This is a genomic window from Streptomyces sp. NPDC054849, assembly GCF_053610945.1.
The window spans coordinates 98,298-113,630 of the sequence record NZ_JBSGZI010000001.1 but is presented as its reverse complement, the minus strand read 5'-3'; the positions used below and the strand labels follow the sequence as shown (position 1 = coordinate 113,630).

15 protein-coding genes are annotated in these 15,333 nt (G+C 69.8%); 7 read left to right on the top strand and 8 right to left on the bottom strand.

Going from position 1 to position 15,333, the window contains the following annotated elements; genetic code table 11:
- The first annotated feature begins 285 nt into the window (after nt 1-285).
- Nucleotides 286-1,875, top strand: coding sequence for an alpha/beta hydrolase (locus ACWGIF_RS00500; protein ID WP_453488746.1), 1,590 nt, complete (start codon nt 286-288; stop codon nt 1,873-1,875).
- Between the two features lie 293 nt (nt 1,876-2,168).
- Nucleotides 2,169-2,660, top strand: coding sequence for a metallophosphoesterase family protein (locus ACWGIF_RS00495; RefSeq protein WP_453488743.1), 492 nt, complete (start codon nt 2,169-2,171; stop codon nt 2,658-2,660).
- 160 nt (nt 2,661-2,820) lie between these two features.
- Here the strand turns inward: ACWGIF_RS00495 and ACWGIF_RS00490 are convergent, their stop codons facing one another.
- Complete coding sequence (locus ACWGIF_RS00490) at nt 2,821-3,792, bottom strand: oxidoreductase (protein WP_453488740.1); 972 nt, start codon at nt 3,790-3,792, stop codon at nt 2,821-2,823.
- A gap of 125 nt (nt 3,793-3,917) precedes the next feature.
- On the opposite strand from ACWGIF_RS00490, the gene ACWGIF_RS00485 reads away from it, so the two are divergent.
- On the top strand, nt 3,918-4,571 hold the full coding sequence (locus ACWGIF_RS00485; RefSeq protein ID WP_453488737.1) for a TetR/AcrR family transcriptional regulator: 654 nt from the start codon (nt 3,918-3,920) through the stop codon (nt 4,569-4,571).
- Nucleotides 4,572-4,652: 81 nt separating this feature from the next.
- Here the strand turns inward: ACWGIF_RS00485 and ACWGIF_RS00480 are convergent, their stop codons facing one another.
- Nucleotides 4,653-5,390, bottom strand: coding sequence for a TetR/AcrR family transcriptional regulator C-terminal domain-containing protein (locus ACWGIF_RS00480; RefSeq protein WP_453488734.1), 738 nt, complete (start codon nt 5,388-5,390; stop codon nt 4,653-4,655).
- 121 nt (nt 5,391-5,511) lie between these two features.
- Between ACWGIF_RS00480 and ACWGIF_RS00475 the strand changes: the two genes are divergently transcribed.
- The 4 genes from ACWGIF_RS00475 to ACWGIF_RS00460 all read left to right on the top strand — a co-directional run bounded on the left by ACWGIF_RS00475 (nt 5,512) and on the right by ACWGIF_RS00460 (nt 11,088).
- The gene (locus ACWGIF_RS00475; protein ID WP_453488731.1) at nt 5,512-6,216 is read left to right on the top strand and encodes a DUF4386 domain-containing protein; all 705 of its coding nucleotides are present in this window, start codon (nt 5,512-5,514) and stop codon (nt 6,214-6,216) included.
- A 316-nt stretch (nt 6,217-6,532) separates the two neighbouring features.
- Complete coding sequence (locus ACWGIF_RS00470) at nt 6,533-7,870, top strand: hemolysin family protein (RefSeq protein ID WP_453488728.1); 1,338 nt, start codon at nt 6,533-6,535, stop codon at nt 7,868-7,870.
- Nucleotides 7,867-8,916 carry a hemolysin family protein gene (locus ACWGIF_RS00465; RefSeq protein ID WP_453488725.1) on the top strand — a complete coding sequence of 350 codons (1,050 nt, stop codon included), beginning with the start codon at nt 7,867-7,869 and terminating at the stop codon, nt 8,914-8,916. The genes ACWGIF_RS00470 and ACWGIF_RS00465 overlap by 4 nt, the downstream gene beginning before the upstream one ends.
- Before the next feature lie 1,080 nt (nt 8,917-9,996).
- Complete coding sequence (locus ACWGIF_RS00460; RefSeq protein WP_453488723.1) at nt 9,997-11,088, top strand: GNAT family N-acetyltransferase; 1,092 nt, start codon at nt 9,997-9,999, stop codon at nt 11,086-11,088.
- Nucleotides 11,089-11,100: 12 nt separating this feature from the next.
- On the opposite strand, the gene ACWGIF_RS00455 is transcribed toward ACWGIF_RS00460, so the two are convergent.
- The 6 genes from ACWGIF_RS00455 to ACWGIF_RS00430 form a co-directional block, all read right to left on the bottom strand.
- Nucleotides 11,101-11,694 (bottom strand): hypothetical protein, encoded by a 594-nt coding sequence (locus ACWGIF_RS00455; protein WP_453488720.1) that lies wholly within the window; start codon nt 11,692-11,694, stop codon nt 11,101-11,103.
- Nucleotides 11,695-11,779: 85 nt separating this feature from the next.
- A complete protein-coding gene (locus ACWGIF_RS00450; protein WP_453488717.1) occupies nt 11,780-11,917 on the bottom strand; it encodes a hypothetical protein in 138 nt (45 codons plus the stop codon).
- A gap of 202 nt (nt 11,918-12,119) precedes the next feature.
- Nucleotides 12,120-12,287 carry a hypothetical protein gene (locus tag ACWGIF_RS00445; RefSeq protein ID WP_453488714.1) on the bottom strand — a complete coding sequence of 56 codons (168 nt, stop codon included), beginning with the start codon at nt 12,285-12,287 and terminating at the stop codon, nt 12,120-12,122.
- A gap of 546 nt (nt 12,288-12,833) precedes the next feature.
- Nucleotides 12,834-12,956 carry a hypothetical protein gene (locus ACWGIF_RS00440; RefSeq protein WP_453488712.1) on the bottom strand — a complete coding sequence of 41 codons (123 nt, stop codon included), beginning with the start codon at nt 12,954-12,956 and terminating at the stop codon, nt 12,834-12,836.
- A gap of 37 nt (nt 12,957-12,993) precedes the next feature.
- Nucleotides 12,994-13,380 (bottom strand): VOC family protein, encoded by a 387-nt coding sequence (locus ACWGIF_RS00435; RefSeq protein ID WP_453488709.1) that lies wholly within the window; start codon nt 13,378-13,380, stop codon nt 12,994-12,996.
- Nucleotides 13,381-13,650: 270 nt separating this feature from the next.
- Nucleotides 13,651-15,312 (bottom strand): PKD domain-containing protein, encoded by a 1,662-nt coding sequence (locus ACWGIF_RS00430; RefSeq protein WP_453488706.1) that lies wholly within the window; start codon nt 15,310-15,312, stop codon nt 13,651-13,653.
- Nucleotides 15,313-15,333 lie beyond the last annotated feature (21 nt).

The window sequence follows — 15,333 nt, the reverse complement described above, 5'->3', positions numbered from 1 at the left end:
CCGATCCGCATTGCAAGGGCGTGCGCATCGCCCCGGGCGTCCCGAACGCACGGAAGCGTGACCGTCACCGCTTCAGGAATCCATCACCGCGTCTTCGTCGTCGGACTGGCGCGGTGAGACCGACGCGCCGTCAGGCCCACGCCGCCTTCCGCGTGTCGGCCAACTGTCCGGATATCGCGTGGTACGTGAGTTGTACGAGGAACGGCCCTTACGAGGGATTCGCCCTGCCCCACGATGCAACAAGCTGAACGGGCAAGCGATCTCCGAGAGAGGGACACCGCACGTATGAAGCGCCTCGCACCGCTCTTCGCCACCGCCGGACTCATCGCAACCGCCTTGCCCCAGCTGGCCGTTCCCCAGGCATACGCTGCCGAGCCCATCCCCGACTACATGCGCCAGAAACCCGCCTGGCACCGCTGCAGTGCCGACAGCCCGGCGACCTATGAGTGCGCGACCCTCAAGGTCCCGCTCGACTACAAGCGCCCCCAAGGCCCCATGATCGACCTCGCGATATCCCGGGTGAAGAGCGGGAATGCGGCCAAGCGGCACGGCGTCATGCTCCTCAACCCGGGCGGACCCGGCGTCCGCGGACTCCCCCGGCCGCTGCGGATGAGCGCGGAGATGCCCAAGGACGTACGGGACCGCTACGACCTCATCGGCTTCGACCCGCGCGGCGTCGGGGACAGCAGCCCGGTCACCTGCGGGCTGGACCGCACCGAGAAGGGCACCGGCGGGGCGTACCGGCCCGAGCGCTTCGCCTCGGACGTGGCGTGGGCGCGCAATGTCGCGGACAAGTGCCGTGAGAAGGCCGGGGACGTACTCCCGTACATCACCACCCGCAACACGGCCCGGGACATGGACGTGATCCGTGCCGCGCTGGGCGAGCGCAAGATCTCGTACCTGAGCTACTCGTACGGGACCTACCTCGGCGCGGTGTACTCCCAGATGTTCCCGCAGCGGACCGACCGCTTCGTACTGGACAGCGGAGTGGACCCGCACAGCATCTGGCGCGGCATGATCCAGGTGTGGGCGACCGGCGCCGAGCCGGCCTTCGAGCGGTGGACGCAGTGGGCGGCGGAGCGCTCGGCCGAGTACGGCATCGGCGCGACCCCCAAGGCGGTGTCCGACACGTTCTGGGGATTGGTGGCGCGCGCCGACCGGGAACCGATCGACCACTTCGGGCAGAAGGTCACGGGTGACGACATCCGGGAGTCCCCGGGAGTGTTCTTCAACCCGGTTGAGGCCTCGATCATCACGAGGTCCCTCAAAGCCTCGGCCGAGCGGACACCCCTGCCGGCGGACGCCGTGGTGCCGGACGTGAAGAGGCTCCTGGCCGCCGGCCGGGCGGCCACCGTGCCCGGGATCGACACGGCCGCCTCCACGCCGGGCGACGGTCCCGCCGCCCAGGCCGCCCCCTCTGACAACGCCACCGCCGTCTACTGGTCCGTGGTGTGCGGGGACACGGAGAACTGGCCGCGCGACCCCGAGCAGTACGCGCGGGACGCTGTCCAGGACAAGGCGAAGTACCCGCTGTACGGGGACTTCGCGTCGAACATCAAGCCCTGCGCCTTCTGGCAGCGGCCATTGGAGGCCGCGACGCCCATGACGCACCGGACAAAGGCACTGACCGTGCAGAACGAGTGGGATCCGACGACCCCGCTCAGCAGCGGTCAGGGCCTGCACCGCGCCCTGAAGGGCTCGCGGATGGTGTTGGCGATGGGTGGGGAGGGGCACGGCGTGTACCTCACCGACCCCACCTCCTGCGCCAACGACCTCGTCAACACGTACCTCACCACGGGCCGGCTCCCCGCGAGGGACGTGACCTGTCAGAGTCCGCCACGCCCCCAGGAGCCGGAAGAGTCGCCGGCCCCGTGAACGAGGCACCGCTTCACTCCTGGGTAACGCAAGCGGGACCGCCACCACGTCGGGCGACGGCCCCATACCGCGCCGAGCCCTCGATACATGCGGCGGTTCGGTGCCATCGGGAACCTAGGCATGACCGACCAGGGCTTCGTCGCCGATGCCGGACGGCGATGACCTCGACCTGCCGGGACCCGGTGGTCGTGGAATGGCGCGGAGCCGGACCAAAGGGACCGATGCGCAGGCCGCAGCGCAATTCACCAAGGCTGCGCGAGCGTGATCACAGCATTCGCGGGAGGATCGCACTCATGAGAGTCGTGGTGCTGTCCGATACGCACTCGCCCCGGCGCTGGAAGTCCTGCCCGCCACAGGTTGCCGAACACCTGCGCGAGGCGGAGGTGATCCTGCACGCGGGCGACGTCTGCACGGCGGACGTTCTCGACGAACTGGCCCAGTACGCGCCCGTCCATGTCGTCATGGGCAACAACGACGGGCCTGACGTCGCTGCCTGGGGCGCGCCGGAAGCCTTGCAGCTGACCCTGAACCGGCTGAGTATCGGCATGATCCACGACAGCGGCCAGAAGACCGGGCGGACCGCCCGGATGCACAACCGGTTCCCCGAGGCCGATCTCGTCGTCTTCGGGCACTCGCACATCCCGCTGGACCAGACCGGTGACGGCGTCCGGATCTTCAATCCCGGCTCGCCCACCGACCGGCGCCGTCAGCCGCACGGCACCCTCGGCGTCCTGGACATCCAGGATGGCGAGCTGATCGGCGCGAGGATCGTGAACGTGACGTAGTCAGCCGGAAGCAGCCTGGAGTCGGGGCGTCCGGGGGCCCGGCGGGGCCGGTCACGGTGGCGGTGCTCCTGCTTACGACGGCGACTTCGGCACGCCTCCCGCGGTGAAGCCGAGTGAGGGGCGTCGACCAGGCTGCTTACGGCGGTCCCACCCGAGAGCCCTACGGCTGGCACTCGTCCAATTGGCCTTCCGCATCGTCGGACAGCCCGAAGGGGACACCGGTGAGCTCCTCGGACAGCTCCCACAGTCGGCGGGCGGTGGTGGTGTCACGGATGGCACGCTCCCGGTCGCGGAGGACCGGCTCGCCGCGTAGCTGCAGCGGCCCGCCGGGCACGACATACGCTCCGCCCGGCAGGTCCGGGACGGTCGCCGCGTACAGGGAGGTCTTGGCGCCTTCGGGGGTGGGGCGGAAGGCGACGCGCAGGAGCAGGCGGGTCGACACTCCGTAGAGTCGACCGCGGTTGCCGTTGGCGCCGCCGGTGAGAACGTTGGTGCGGGTGAGGCCGGGGGCGACGGCCGTGCTGCGCAGCCTCAGGCCGGAGGCGTCGGCGCGGCGTTGCAGTTCGGTGGCGAAGTAGAGGTTGGCGCGCTTGGACTGCAGGTAGGCGAACATCGCGCGGTAGCGGCGTTCTGCGTTGAGGTTGTCCAGGTCGAAGCGGGCGAATCGCTGGCCTTCGCTGCTGACGGTGACCACCCGCGGATCGGGCGAGGCGAGCAGATGGGGCAGCATCAGCCCGGTCAGTGCGAAGGTGCCCAGGTGGTTGATCCCGAACTGCGACTCGAAGCCATCGGCGGTCCGGGCGAACGGCACCATAGCCACCCCGGCGTTGTTGACCAGCAGATCGAGGCGGTCATGGTCCCAGCCGTCGGCGAAGGCGCGTACGGAGGCAAGATCGGCCAGGTCGAGAAGGCGCACCTCGGCATGGGCGCCGGGTGCCTGGGCGAGCAGCCGCTCCAGCGCTGCCTGGCCCCTTTGAGCACTGCGGCAGGCCAGCACCACATGCGCACCCCGGCGGGCGAGCGCCTCGGCTGTGACCTGGCCGATGCCGCTGTTGGCTCCGGTGACCACCGCCAGGCGGCCGGATTGGTCGGGGATGGAGGCGGGGGTCCACGGACGGGAAGCGCTGGACATGGTCTTCCTTCTCCTAGGTCGAGGGCGTCCACGACAGCTGAGCACGCACCCTCTCAATGCAACTTCTAGTTGCGATACGCTGGAGCCTGACACGCGACAGGCCGCTAACGCAACTAGGAGTTGCAATGGAGATGGGTTCCTCCGGACCCGCCCGCCCGGTCGGGCGCGGCCGCAAGGCACAGGAGGCGGTACGCGCCGCCACCCTCGCCGAGTTGCTGGACCGCGGATATGCGGAGCTGACCATCGAGGGCGTGGCTCAGCGGGCCGGAGTGCACAAGACGACGCTCTACCGGCGTTGGAAGGATCGCGCGAGCCTGGTCGTCGACGCGCTCGCCGAGCACTTCGCCACCGACATCCCCATTCCGGACACCGGCGCCGTCGAGACCGACCTGCAAGCGATCGCGCGGGCGCTCGTGCAGAGCATGACGGGCCCGGTGGGCAGGGCGGTTCAGACCGCGATGTTCTCCGATGCCGGTCGGCTGCCGGAGATCGCCGAGGCGCGGCGGCGGGTCTTCGCCGACCGGTTCCGGCGGGCCGAACCCGTCGTCGCCCGCGCCATCGAGCGGGGCGAACTCCCGGCGGGGACGGATCCGGTCGAGCTGTTCAAAACGCTGGCCGCGCCGGTCTACTTCCGCTTGCTGGTCAGTGCCGATCCGGTCGAGGAGGGCACCGCCGACCAGGCCGTGCGGATCACGCTCGCCGCCGCCCGCGCCGGCGCCCTGACACAGGACGCCGCAGCGGCCGTCCAGGCAACCGGAGCGGACGCCGGGCAGGCGTGACGGGCAGCGTGCTCGCTGCCCGCATGCAGCCGTCCTGGACCTGACGCTCGTCAGCCCCCGGCCCCCCGCCCCCGGCCCCCGCTACACCTTCCGCGCCGACGTCCAGCCCCGGCGGCGGAGGCCTTCGAAGCCGTCCAGGAGGAGGTCCAGGGCGAATTCGAACTCGAACTGGTCGTCGCAGCCGCCACCGACCGTGGAACCCCCGTCATGTGCGGCCGTCGCGGCCAGTTCCGCGATGTGCGGGTAGCGCGCCGCCAGCCCGGGGTCCGGCGGGCCGGAGGGGCCCGAGGTGTCGAACAGTTCCTGGCTGAATCCGAGCAGGCGGCTGCCCATCGCGTGCATGACGTGATGCGTGAGGTCGGCGGAGAGGCCGCCCTCCCGGAAGCTGCCGGCCATCGAGTCCAGGTACGCCAGCACGGCCGGGGTGGGGCCGGTCCGCGACTCGATGACCCGGGCCGCCCAGGGGTGGCGCAGCAGGACCCGCCGGGCCGAGAGGATCCGCCCGCGGACCACGCGCTGCCAGGCGGAGCCCGCGGCCGGCGGGTCGATCTCGCCCACGACGGCGTCGGCCATGCCGTCGAGCAGCTCTTCCTTGTTGGCCACGTGCTTGTAGAGGGCCATCGGCACGACGTCCAGCTCCTGCGCGAGCCTGCGCATGCTGAGCGCGTCGATGCCGGTGGCGTCGGCGAGCGCGACGGCGGCACGCAGGACGCGCTCCCTGTTCAGAGGGATCCGGTGCGTGTGCGTGGCTTCCTTGGCTTCCTTGGCTTCCTTGGCTTCCTTGGCTTCCTTGGCTTCCTTGGCTTCCTGCCGGGTCATTCCGGTCGGCCCCTTCCCTCCTCGAACAGCTTGCCCTCTCCTTGACGAGTGTACGACGTACACCTATGATCGCTGTCAGGTGTACGGCGTACACCACCATCAAGCGAGGGGTACCCAGAAGATGAGTCCGGACCGAAGAACCGCGGTGGCCGCCGGGTCGCTGTTCCTGCTGACCGAGGTTGCCGCGATAGCCGGAGCAGTTCTGTACCGCCCCCTGCTCGGCGCGGCGGACGGCCGGCTCGCGCAGGGCGCCGACACCCGGGCGCTGCTCGGGGTGCTCTGCGAAGTGGTGCTGGTGGTGGCGGTGACCGGTACCGGTGCGGCACTGTTCCCCGTCCTGCGGCGCCACGGAGAGGGGATCGCGCTCGGGTACGCCTTCGGCCGGCTGCTGGAAGCAGCCGTCATCGCCATCGGGATGGTCGCCGTCCTGGCGCTCATCACCCTGCGGCGGGACGCGGGGGCGGCGGATGGCGCCGACGTCGCGCTGGCGGCCGTGCACGAGTGGGCGTTCCTGCTCGGACCCAACATCGCCCTCGGCCTGAACACCGTCCTGCTTGCCTACGTGGCGTACCGCGCACGGCTCGTGCCGCGCTTCATCGCCGTCCTCGGACTGGTCGGCGGGCCGCTGATCTGCGCCTCTGCCGTCGCCGTGATGTTCGGGGCCTACGCGCAGCTCTCCGCGGCGGGGGCGGCCGCCGCGCTCCCGGTGTTCGCCTGGGAGCTCGGGCTGGCCGGGTGGCTGATCGTCAGGGGCTTCGGGCCCGGCTCGCGCGCCGCGTCCCGGGCAGAGGGAGAAGTGGCCGACCCGGCCGGTGCCCTTCGGTGAGGCCGACTCGAGCTTGACGGCTGCACGGCGGCACCGTCCGGGGCCCGATACGCCGGCGCTGCCTGGCCGGGGTCAATCCACAGCGAAGGGGGCCCACCGGAAATTCCGGCAGGCCCCCTTCGAAGGCACGGACAACCGGGTAATTTACTTATCCTTTACCATCAGAGCACCGATACTGTCCGTTACAAGCAGCAGTCCGGGCCGCGAGGCCCGCCGAGAGGGAATGGAGCAGCAGACCCGCAATGGGTGAACCTCCCAGTCCATGCCGTGCCACGCCTTGCCCGCAGATCTTCGAGCCGGGAGCGGGGGTGGCACGGTGACCGAAGTCCTGCTGCTGCTCCTCGCCCTGGCGTTGACCTTGGCGTGTGCGGTGTTCGTCGCGGCCGAGTTCTCGCTCACCACCGTCGAGCGCAGTGAGCTCGAGCGTGCCACTGCCGCAGGTGAGCGTGGCGCCGAAGGCGCCCTGAAGGCCGCCAAGCGGCTCACCTTCCAGCTGTCCGGTGCCCAGCTCGGCATCACCGTGACGTCGCTCGTGATCGGCATGCTCGCCGAGCCGTCCGTCTCCGCGCTGCTGCGAGGACCCCTGGAGGCTGCAGGTTTGCCCTCCGGCGCGGTATCCAGCATCGCCACCTTGCTCGGCGTCGCGATCTCGACCGTGGTGCTGATGGTCGTCGGCGAGCTGGTGCCGAAGAACTGGGCGATCTCCCGCCCGCTGGCCGTCGCGAAGGTCGTCGCCGGCCCCCAGCGTGCGTTCACCGCCGCCTTCGGACCTCTGATCCGGCACCTGAACAACACCGCGAACCGCCTCGTGCGCCGCTTCGGCCTGGAACCCGCCGAGGAGCTGGCCTCCGCCCGCACCCCCGAGGAACTGGTCGCGCTGGCCCGGCACTCCGCCCGCGAGGGCGCGATCGAGGCCGATTCCGCGGAACTGTTCGTGCGGACCCTGCACCTGGCGGAGCTGACCGCGGAGAACGTCATGACGCCGCGGGTCGACGTCCAGGCGCTGGAGCTCCGCGCCACTGCGGCAGACGCCGCGAACATGACCCTGGCGACCGGCCTGTCCCGCTTCCCCGTCTTCCGCGACACCCTCGACGAGGTCGTCGGCACCGTCCACATCCGCGACGTCCTGGCCTTGGACGAGGAGAGGCGCCTGCTGGTCTCGGTGGCCGATCTGATGACCTCCGCCCTGCTGGTGCCGCACTCCCTGCCCGTCGACATCCTGCTGGTCCGCCTGCGCGCGGCCCGCACCATGGCCGTGGTCATCGATGAGTACGGCGGCACCGCCGGCGTGGCCACCGTCGAGGACATCGTCGAAGAGGTCGTCGGCGAGGTCCGCGACGAGCACGACCCGATCGAGGTCCCCGACCTCGTCGAAGGCCCCGGGCTGGACGGCCGCACCGTCTGGGAGGCTGATGGAAGCGTCCGCGTCGACCAGCTGGAGGAGATCGGATTCGACGTGCCCGAAGGCCCGTACGAGACGCTCGCCGGCCTGATCGCCACCCGCCTGGAGCGCATTCCCGTCGAAGGGGACACCGTCCTCGTGGACGGCTGGGAGCTCGCCGTGCTCGACATAGAGCACCACCGCGCCGACCGTGTGACCATCACCGCGCCCGCCGCCGTCGAGAACACCGTCTCCAGGGAGCGGACCCTATGACCGCCATCCAGCTGCTGATCGGCGCCTTCACCCTGATCACCAACGCCTTCTTCGTCGCCGCCGAGTTCGCCCTGATCTCCGTACGCCGCAGCCAGATCGAACCCGCCGCCGACAAGGGCGACCGGCGGGCGAAGACCACCCTGTGGGCCCTGGAACACCTCTCCGCCATGATGGCCACCGCCCAGCTCGGCATCACCGTCTCCTCGCTCGTCCTCGGCGCGGTCGCGGAACCCGCCGTCGCGCACATGCTGGAACCCGCGTTCCACGCGGTCGGCGTGCCCGAGGCGCTGATCCACCCGATCGCGTTCCTCATCGCCCTGACCCTGGCGACGTACCTGCACATGCTCATCGGCGAGATGGTGCCCAAGAACATCGCGCTCGCCGCCCCCGCCCCGACCGCGCTGCTGCTCGCGCCGCCGCTGGTCGCCGTCACCCGGGCGCTGCGCCCCGTCGTGTTCGGCATCAACGCCCTCGCCAACACCCTGCTGCGTCTGCTCAAGGTGGAACCGAAGGACGAGGTCGGCTCCGTCTTCACCGACGACGAACTCGCCCGGCTCGTGAAGGACTCAAGCGCCGCAGGCTTCCTTGCGCCCGAGGGCGGTGAACGACTCAGAGACGCGCTCCAGCTCGGCACGCGCCCCGTCGGGGAGGTGATGGTCCCCCTCGGCCAGGTGGCGACCGTCGGACACGACATCACCCCCCGAACCCTGGAGCGCGTAGCCGCGGACCGCGGCTTCTCCCGCCTGCCCGTCACCGGACCCGGAACCGGAAGCGGAACCGGATCCAGCCAGGAGATCCTCGGCTACCTCCACATCAAGGACGCTCTGGCCGCCTCGGACCGCACGAGGCCGTTCCCGCGCGCCGCGATGCGCCCCGTCATCCAGGTCACCCACGACACCCCGCTGGATGACACCATGACCGCCATGCGCGCAGCCGGCACCCACCTCGCCGCCGTGACGCACGCCGATTCCACCGTCATCGGCTTCGTCACCATGGAAGACCTGCTCGAGGAACTCGTCGGCACGACCCACTCTCCCGAAGTCTGAGCCCAGCCCGAGCTGCGACGGCCGGCACCCCCGATCGGGAGTGCCGGCCATCGGCGTATCGGGAGAACCACCACCGCCGCAGCCGCAGCCGGATCCGACATTCGTTCCTCCCCGGTTCTGTTCCGCCGCCTGCACGCGGGGGACTCGTGAGGAGGCTGCATAGGCCGAAGGTTCGAATACACCAGCCGTCGCATTCCACGGCGCCGCACGTACTCTCTCGCCGAGGATGGGTACTGTCATGACCGCCTGCTCCTTCCTCTTCCCCTCACCTCTCCTTCCTCCTTTCGCCACGGCGTCTGTAAGAGGAGTGACGCGAGCTGCCGCCTTCGCCGTCATGGCGACGGTGCTGGCGGCCGCAGGACACCAACTGGTCTTCGCCGGCACTCCGTCGCCGAACTCATGTCTGATGGCCGCACTGGGACTGTTCGCCGCAGGCTTGCCTCGAGCCGGAAAGCCGGGATCGCTGAGCATCGACCTGAGTGCCATGGCCGTCGCCCAGGCCGTCACCTGCTGGTGGTTCACCCACCTCGGTGATGCCCCTGAGTCCGCGTCGGCCTCTTCCCACGACGGTCCGTGGGGCATGTCCTACCTGACCCTGACTCTCGTTGTCGGCTGGGCTCTTCACGCCGCCGACACCGCCTGCTCGTGGATTGTGAGCGCGGTGCAGGAGGAGCTGGGCTCCTTGGCCGTAGGCCTTCGCGCTCTGTTCGTCCCCTGGATCGCTCCCGCCGATACGCAGGACCGACGGCCGTCCGCCGGTCCTCGAAGCAGCCGGAAGGGCGCATCCCCTCATGAAGCCCTTCTGGCCGACGCGGTGGTGCGCCGGGGCCCGCCTCGGTGTCGTCGCCCGTGGCTGCCGGACGCGTCGGCAGTCGTGAGGCCATAGGCGCCCACGCATCCCGACCCCGCTTCGCCGGCAAGCAGGTGCGGCTGAGGGGAAACGGGAAACCCCTCCCGGCTCGCTGACGACGCCGGGGCCATGCCTGCGCGCCCGTTGTCCTCGGCCTGGCCGTGACCCAGCACTCGTGTGGTGGCAGACCGGTCACGGCCCCGTAAGTGATCCGAGCAGCAGGAGCCCATGTGACCACCCAACGCATCGACGTGATCCATCCTGTCGACATGCGCCCGACAGACGTAGAACGGTGGGGCGAACTGCGCGCCAGGACGGCACCCGTGGCCAATCCCTTCATGAGCCCCGAGTTCTGCCAGGCGGTCGGCCGTGTCCGGCCCGGTGCCAGGGTCGCGGTGGTGCGCCAAGACGGCGAGCCGGTCGGCTTCTTCCCCTTCGAGCGCGGCCGGTGGGGCCGTGGCCGCGCGATCGGCCTTGGGGTCTCCGACTGCCAAGGCGCTGTCCTGCATCCTGACCTGCACCTGGATCCGTACGAGCTGCTGCGGGCCAGTTCCCTGAGCGTCTGGGAGTTCAACCATCTCGAAAGCGGACAGGATCTGTTCCTCCCCTTCGCAACGGGGCGATTCACCTCACCCGTCATCGAGGTCCCCGGCGGCTACGCCCCCTACGAAAACCTGCTCCGCACTCGCTCCCGCAAGTTCCTGAAGTCGACGCTGGCACAGGATCGTCGCCTGGCACGGCAGGTCGGACCGCTGAAATTCGTATTCGACGAACGAAACCCGGAGGCCTTGCGGACGCTGATGGCGTGGAAATCCGCTCAGTACCGCCGAACAGGCCGACGCGACCGGTTCGCCCAGACCTGGATCAACCACCTGGTGCGCATTCTCGCCGACACCACCACACCAGCCTGCTCCGGCGTGCTCTCGGTGCTCTACGCGGGTGACAGGCCTCTCGCCGCGCACTTCGGACTGCGTTCCCGCACCGTCCTGTCGTGCTGGTTCCCCGCGTACGACCGGAACTTCGCCAAGTTCTCCCCCGGTCTCGTTCTCCATCTCCGCATGATCGAGGCGGCCGCCGGCGTGGGCATCGAAATGCTCGACCTCGGCAGGGGTGACGCCGCCTACAAGGATTCCCTCAAAACACGAGAGCTCATGGTTCACGAAGGCGCCCTCCTGCGGCCAAGGCCCGGGGCGGCCGTCCACTGGCTCAGCCGCGAGCCGTCACGTGCTGTCCGCCGCTTCGTCAGAGAGCGGCCCCAGCTCAAGGGCGCAGCCTTACGCACCCTGGAGGCGATCGGCACGATCCGTGACCGCCGCCCCTGAACAGCAGGGGGGCTAGGGAGTGGACGATGTAGCGGGGTTGCGCACGCCGTCGCGGAACGCGTCGAGCCCGGTGTCGAAATCGACGGCAGAGCCGACGAACAACGCCGACTCGTCGGGTGCCACGTAGATCTTGCCGCCGCCGCGCACGGCGTGGACGAGGCAGACGCCGAGTCCGTCCGGCAGTTCCACGACGTTCAGGACCGGATCGGTGGTGAACGTGGCGAACAGGCTGCGCCCCACCGCGACGAGCCGATCGGTACCACCGGTGACAGCGGCCGCGCCCTCGGCGGCCGCTGCCTCCGGCGGCGGGCGGCGCACCCGGGTGCTTGCCGGTTCGATCGCTTCGATGCGGTAGCCCGCACGTTCGGCGGCCTCGAGGAAGGCGTCGAGGTCGCACGACTCGCGCAGCAGCGCACCGAGCTCCCCTTCGGCTTCGGCCAGCCGGAAGCCGGCGGTCGCGAACGGATGCGTCACCGGGGGATGTCCCGGCAGGGGCGGCGGGGCGGAGGTGCTCACCAGGAGCCCCGGCTCTCCGCGGATCTCCAGCGCGACACGCTCGCCGCGCAGCAGCCGGTAGCTGCGCGCTTCTTCGGACGCTCCGCTCATGGCGTGCTCCTCCGCTTCACGGACCTGTTCGAGGTGTGCAAGCTCATCGGATCGTCCGCGTTGAGGGGCCCTCGCGAAGCCCGGATCACCGGGTGCCGCCATGGCGCGGGCTTTCGCGCTCGCCTTGGGGCCACCGCTCCGGGAAGGCCTCGTACAGCACCGCGAGCGCGTCGGGCGGCGGCGCCGTGGCGGACGCGATGAAGCGGGCGGTCATGGAATCCATGGGGCGTACCTCCTGAAGGGGGCGTACGACGGTCAGGGTACGGTCCGGGTCGGACAGCGCTCCGGCGGGTGGAGCACGTGGGAGGGGGTCGGGATGGCGTGTGGTACCGCGTGGAGCGGACGTACGAGGGCAGCGCGTCGGCGACGCGCGACACCTACGACCTGGCCGGCGCCGAGCGCTTGAACAACAGGAGCTCGGGAGGTCAGCCGGACAGGCCGGACAGTGCGTCCCCGATGTACTTGGAGCCCAGAACGCGAGACCGTTGGCACGGCCACGCGGGGTCGCCGGTCAGGATGACGGCGATCAGCGGCATCGGACTGATCGCAATGCCTACAGCGGAAGGCAGCATCGGCCCGATCACGTCTCCCACTGCGTTCTCCCGATCCGTACCCGGTCGGGCACAACCGCTTTGGCGTTCCCGGTGGCCGCGCCGCGACGCGGGTGGCACACAGCCGGCCGACCCGCGCTGTCCCGCCACGCTGGCCCGCGCCCCGCTCCGCGGCTTTACCCCACCGCATTCGCAGCATGCGAAATGTCCGACGAAAGAGCCCCGGCCAGCCGGGGGGGGTGGGCTGGCCGGGGCGGGCCCCGGCCGGCGGGGGCGCCGACCGAGGGCATGCGGGGCGGAGCCGCCAGGGCAGTCGCTTCGCAGCGGATCCGCCCGACTCCAGCCGAACGATCCTCGCAGGAGAACACCCGCCAGGCCTGCCGGACACGCGCCCTGTGCGGATACCGCGCGCACGGAGACCACGCCGCCGCTGCCCCGTTGCCCTTTTCGTGGCTCCGCTCATGGAGCTTTCGGCCCTTGGTGGAGGGAGAGAGGAGTGGAGGGAGGAGTGACGCGTCCAGTTGCGAACGGGGCGTGCCCACTGCTGAGCAGACGTTCTCGCATGTCCGGTAGGCATGAGGAATGACGTCAGTGCTCGGGGTCGGCGGCGCTGATGCAGATGGGCCGGCCGGAGGGGTCGAGCAACGCCGTCCCGTGCTTGCCGCCCGGCTGGTGGGCGGGCCCCACGGCAGAGAGCGAGGAGACGATCATGCCCGCCGCAGACGGTCGATGTTCTTCGTCATGGTGATCAACGGGTCTGCTTCTGGTTGACTCCGATGACGTAGCCGTCGGGGTCGGTGAAGTAGAAAAGCTTGTCGCCGTGGTGCTCCATCACGTCCTTCTGGATGGTGACCAAGGGCCGGATGCGCTCGACGTAGGAGTCGAAGTCGTCGACGGCCAGGTAGAACATGCCGAACGCGCCGACCGGGGTGTTCTTGAGAACGGGCAGCCAGCTGCGCAGGTGCTCGTCGCGGTAGACCATCAGGGCGAACTCGCCGTCGAAGAGCAGGAGGCGCAGGTCGTCGTCCGGGTCGTTGCCGGCGGGCAGGGCGGTGAAGCCGAGCTTCTCGTAGAAGTCGACGGTCGCCTGGGTGTCGGACACACCCAGGCACGGGGCGATGGCGGGAGGCTTCATGAGGATCACTCCTTGTGAGGGCACGGGGGGTGGCACTTCTCACGAGCGCAGGCCTGTCCCGAGAAGTCCTATCGGAATCATGGCTTCCGTATAGGACAGAGCCCGTTTTAGATGCGGTGACCGCGGAGGTTCGACGGGTTGTTCAGGCAGCAGCGACGAGGGGGTGTCTGCCGCACGTGGCACTACGGCTACCGCCCCACCGGCGTGGGCCACCCGGGTGCGGGGCGGGCAGGCTTCGGACCGCACACCTGCCCGCCCGGACCCGGTGTATCAGTTCGTCTCGTAGACGCCGAAGACATCGACGATCAGGTCGACGTCCTTCCAACCCTGGTTCCAAAAGTTGATGACGGCGTGGTCACCGTCGCTGGCCTGTACGAGGTTCGAGGTGCTCTGGCCCGCCGCCCAGTTCAGGGTGGAGGAACCGGGGCGCGGCGGTACCGGGGCGCCGGGGTCGTCGTTCTGTCGCGGGAACGGGCTCGGGGCCACGGACAAGAACCCGGCCTCCGGTGTGTTGGTCACGGTGGCGTTCATGACGTACGCCTCGACGCCCGCGCGCTCGAACGACTTCGAGAAGTAGCCGCGGGCCGGCAGCTTGCCGTCGCGCCACCAGCTCTGACGGGTGTCGATGATCCGGTCCCAACCGAGCAGGCAGTAGGCGGCCTTGCTGTCCTTGCTGTAGTAGCCGACGACGTCGACGACTACGTCGGCTGGGGCCCAGGATCCGTTGAAGAAGCTGATCGTGCCGTCGGCGCCGACGGGCACGATCACCGAGTTGGCAACCGTCTGGCCAGCGGTGAAGTTCAAGCTGGACGCGGTCGGGATCGGGCCGCCGCCGGGAAAGACGGACAGGTGGCCCGCTTCCCCGGGGTTGGTGACGGTCACATTCAGCGCCACGGCGGTGATGCCCTGGGGGATGCCCTTGAGACCGCTGATCCCGGTGGAGAACGTCTTGCGCCCGGTGAGCCGGCCCCGGGTGGTACCGAGGCCGTCCCTGGTGTCGACGAAACGGGTCGGGTCCATCGTGGTGTAGCCGCTCGCAGGCGAATGGGTGAAGTAGCCGGTGACGTCGGCGATCAGGTCGACGGAGCTCCAGCCGCCGTTGAACAGGTCCACCGCGCCGTCGGATCCCACCGGCACGATGACCATGTTGGGGACGGACTGACCGGCGTCGTAGTTGAGGTTCGACGTCTGGGGGACCCCGGTGTCGTCGCCGTCCCACACCGTGACGTGACCGCCGGCAGTGGTGTTGGTGACGGTCACATTGAGGGCGACCATCGCGACGTCAGCGGGAATACCGGCGACGCCGGCCACCTTCACTCGGGTGGTGCCGCGACCCGCGACCTTGCCCGCCTTCGTGCCCGTACCGTCACGGGTGTCCAGCAGCCGGGTCGGGGCGTGCGGAGTGAACTCGGCGCCCAGGGTGGTGTGTGTGAGCTCCTTGACGGCCTGGACGCCGTTGGCGGCGTCGGTCACCGTCACCTTGATCCGATACTCGCCGACCTCGGAGTAGATGTGCTTGTTCCGCACGTCCCCGGAGCCCTTGGTGGTCTGCTTGTCCGTCGTGCCGTCGCCCCAGTCGACGACGACGTCGAGAGCGACGTCCGCGCTCGTGATCTCGGACTTGATCTCGTATCCGAGCGCGGTGCGGGTGGAACCGCTGATCTGGAGCGCGAGATTCGGGTTACCCGCGGCGGAGCTGCCCTGCACCGAGTCGGCCTTGTCCTCGTCCTTGCCAACGGGCAGGTCGGCACGGACCGGAACAGTGTGGCCGGCAGGACCGTCGTGCGTACCGGCCGACGGCGTCTGATCCGCGGCCGGGTTCGGTGCGACGGGCCTGGCCCCGGGCCCCGCGGTCGCCGAAGCCGTGCCCGGGACGAAAGTGAGACCTGCTGCGACGAAGGCAGCGGAGATTGCGACTCGGTGATTGCGCACCGGCCCCCCCGTTTTTCTGTT

What these genes read in the sequence shown, in the direction of transcription:
- ACWGIF_RS00480 (WP_453488734.1), bottom strand. Translation starts at nt 5,390, where the DNA reads ATGACCCGGCAGGAAGCCAAGGAAGCCAAGGAAGCCAAGGAAGCCAAG.
- ACWGIF_RS00455 (WP_453488720.1), bottom strand. Translation starts at nt 11,694, where the DNA reads ATGAGCGGAGCGTCCGAAGAAGCGCGCAGCTACCGGCTGCTGCGCGGC.
- ACWGIF_RS00440 (WP_453488712.1), bottom strand. Translation starts at nt 12,956, where the DNA reads ATGATCGTCTCCTCGCTCTCTGCCGTGGGGCCCGCCCACCAGCCGGGC.
- ACWGIF_RS00495 (WP_453488743.1), top strand. Translation starts at nt 2,169, where the DNA reads ATGAGAGTCGTGGTGCTGTCCGATACGCACTCGCCCCGGCGCTGGAAG.
- ACWGIF_RS00500 (WP_453488746.1), top strand. Translation starts at nt 286, where the DNA reads ATGAAGCGCCTCGCACCGCTCTTCGCCACCGCCGGACTCATCGCAACC.
- ACWGIF_RS00450 (WP_453488717.1), bottom strand. Translation starts at nt 11,917, where the DNA reads ATGGATTCCATGACCGCCCGCTTCATCGCGTCCGCCACGGCGCCGCCG.
- ACWGIF_RS00475 (WP_453488731.1), top strand. Translation starts at nt 5,512, where the DNA reads ATGAGTCCGGACCGAAGAACCGCGGTGGCCGCCGGGTCGCTGTTCCTG.
- ACWGIF_RS00485 (WP_453488737.1), top strand. Translation starts at nt 3,918, where the DNA reads ATGGAGATGGGTTCCTCCGGACCCGCCCGCCCGGTCGGGCGCGGCCGC.
- ACWGIF_RS00490 (WP_453488740.1), bottom strand. Translation starts at nt 3,792, where the DNA reads ATGTCCAGCGCTTCCCGTCCGTGGACCCCCGCCTCCATCCCCGACCAA.
- ACWGIF_RS00435 (WP_453488709.1), bottom strand. Translation starts at nt 13,380, where the DNA reads ATGAAGCCTCCCGCCATCGCCCCGTGCCTGGGTGTGTCCGACACCCAG.
- ACWGIF_RS00465 (WP_453488725.1), top strand. Translation starts at nt 7,867, where the DNA reads ATGACCGCCATCCAGCTGCTGATCGGCGCCTTCACCCTGATCACCAAC.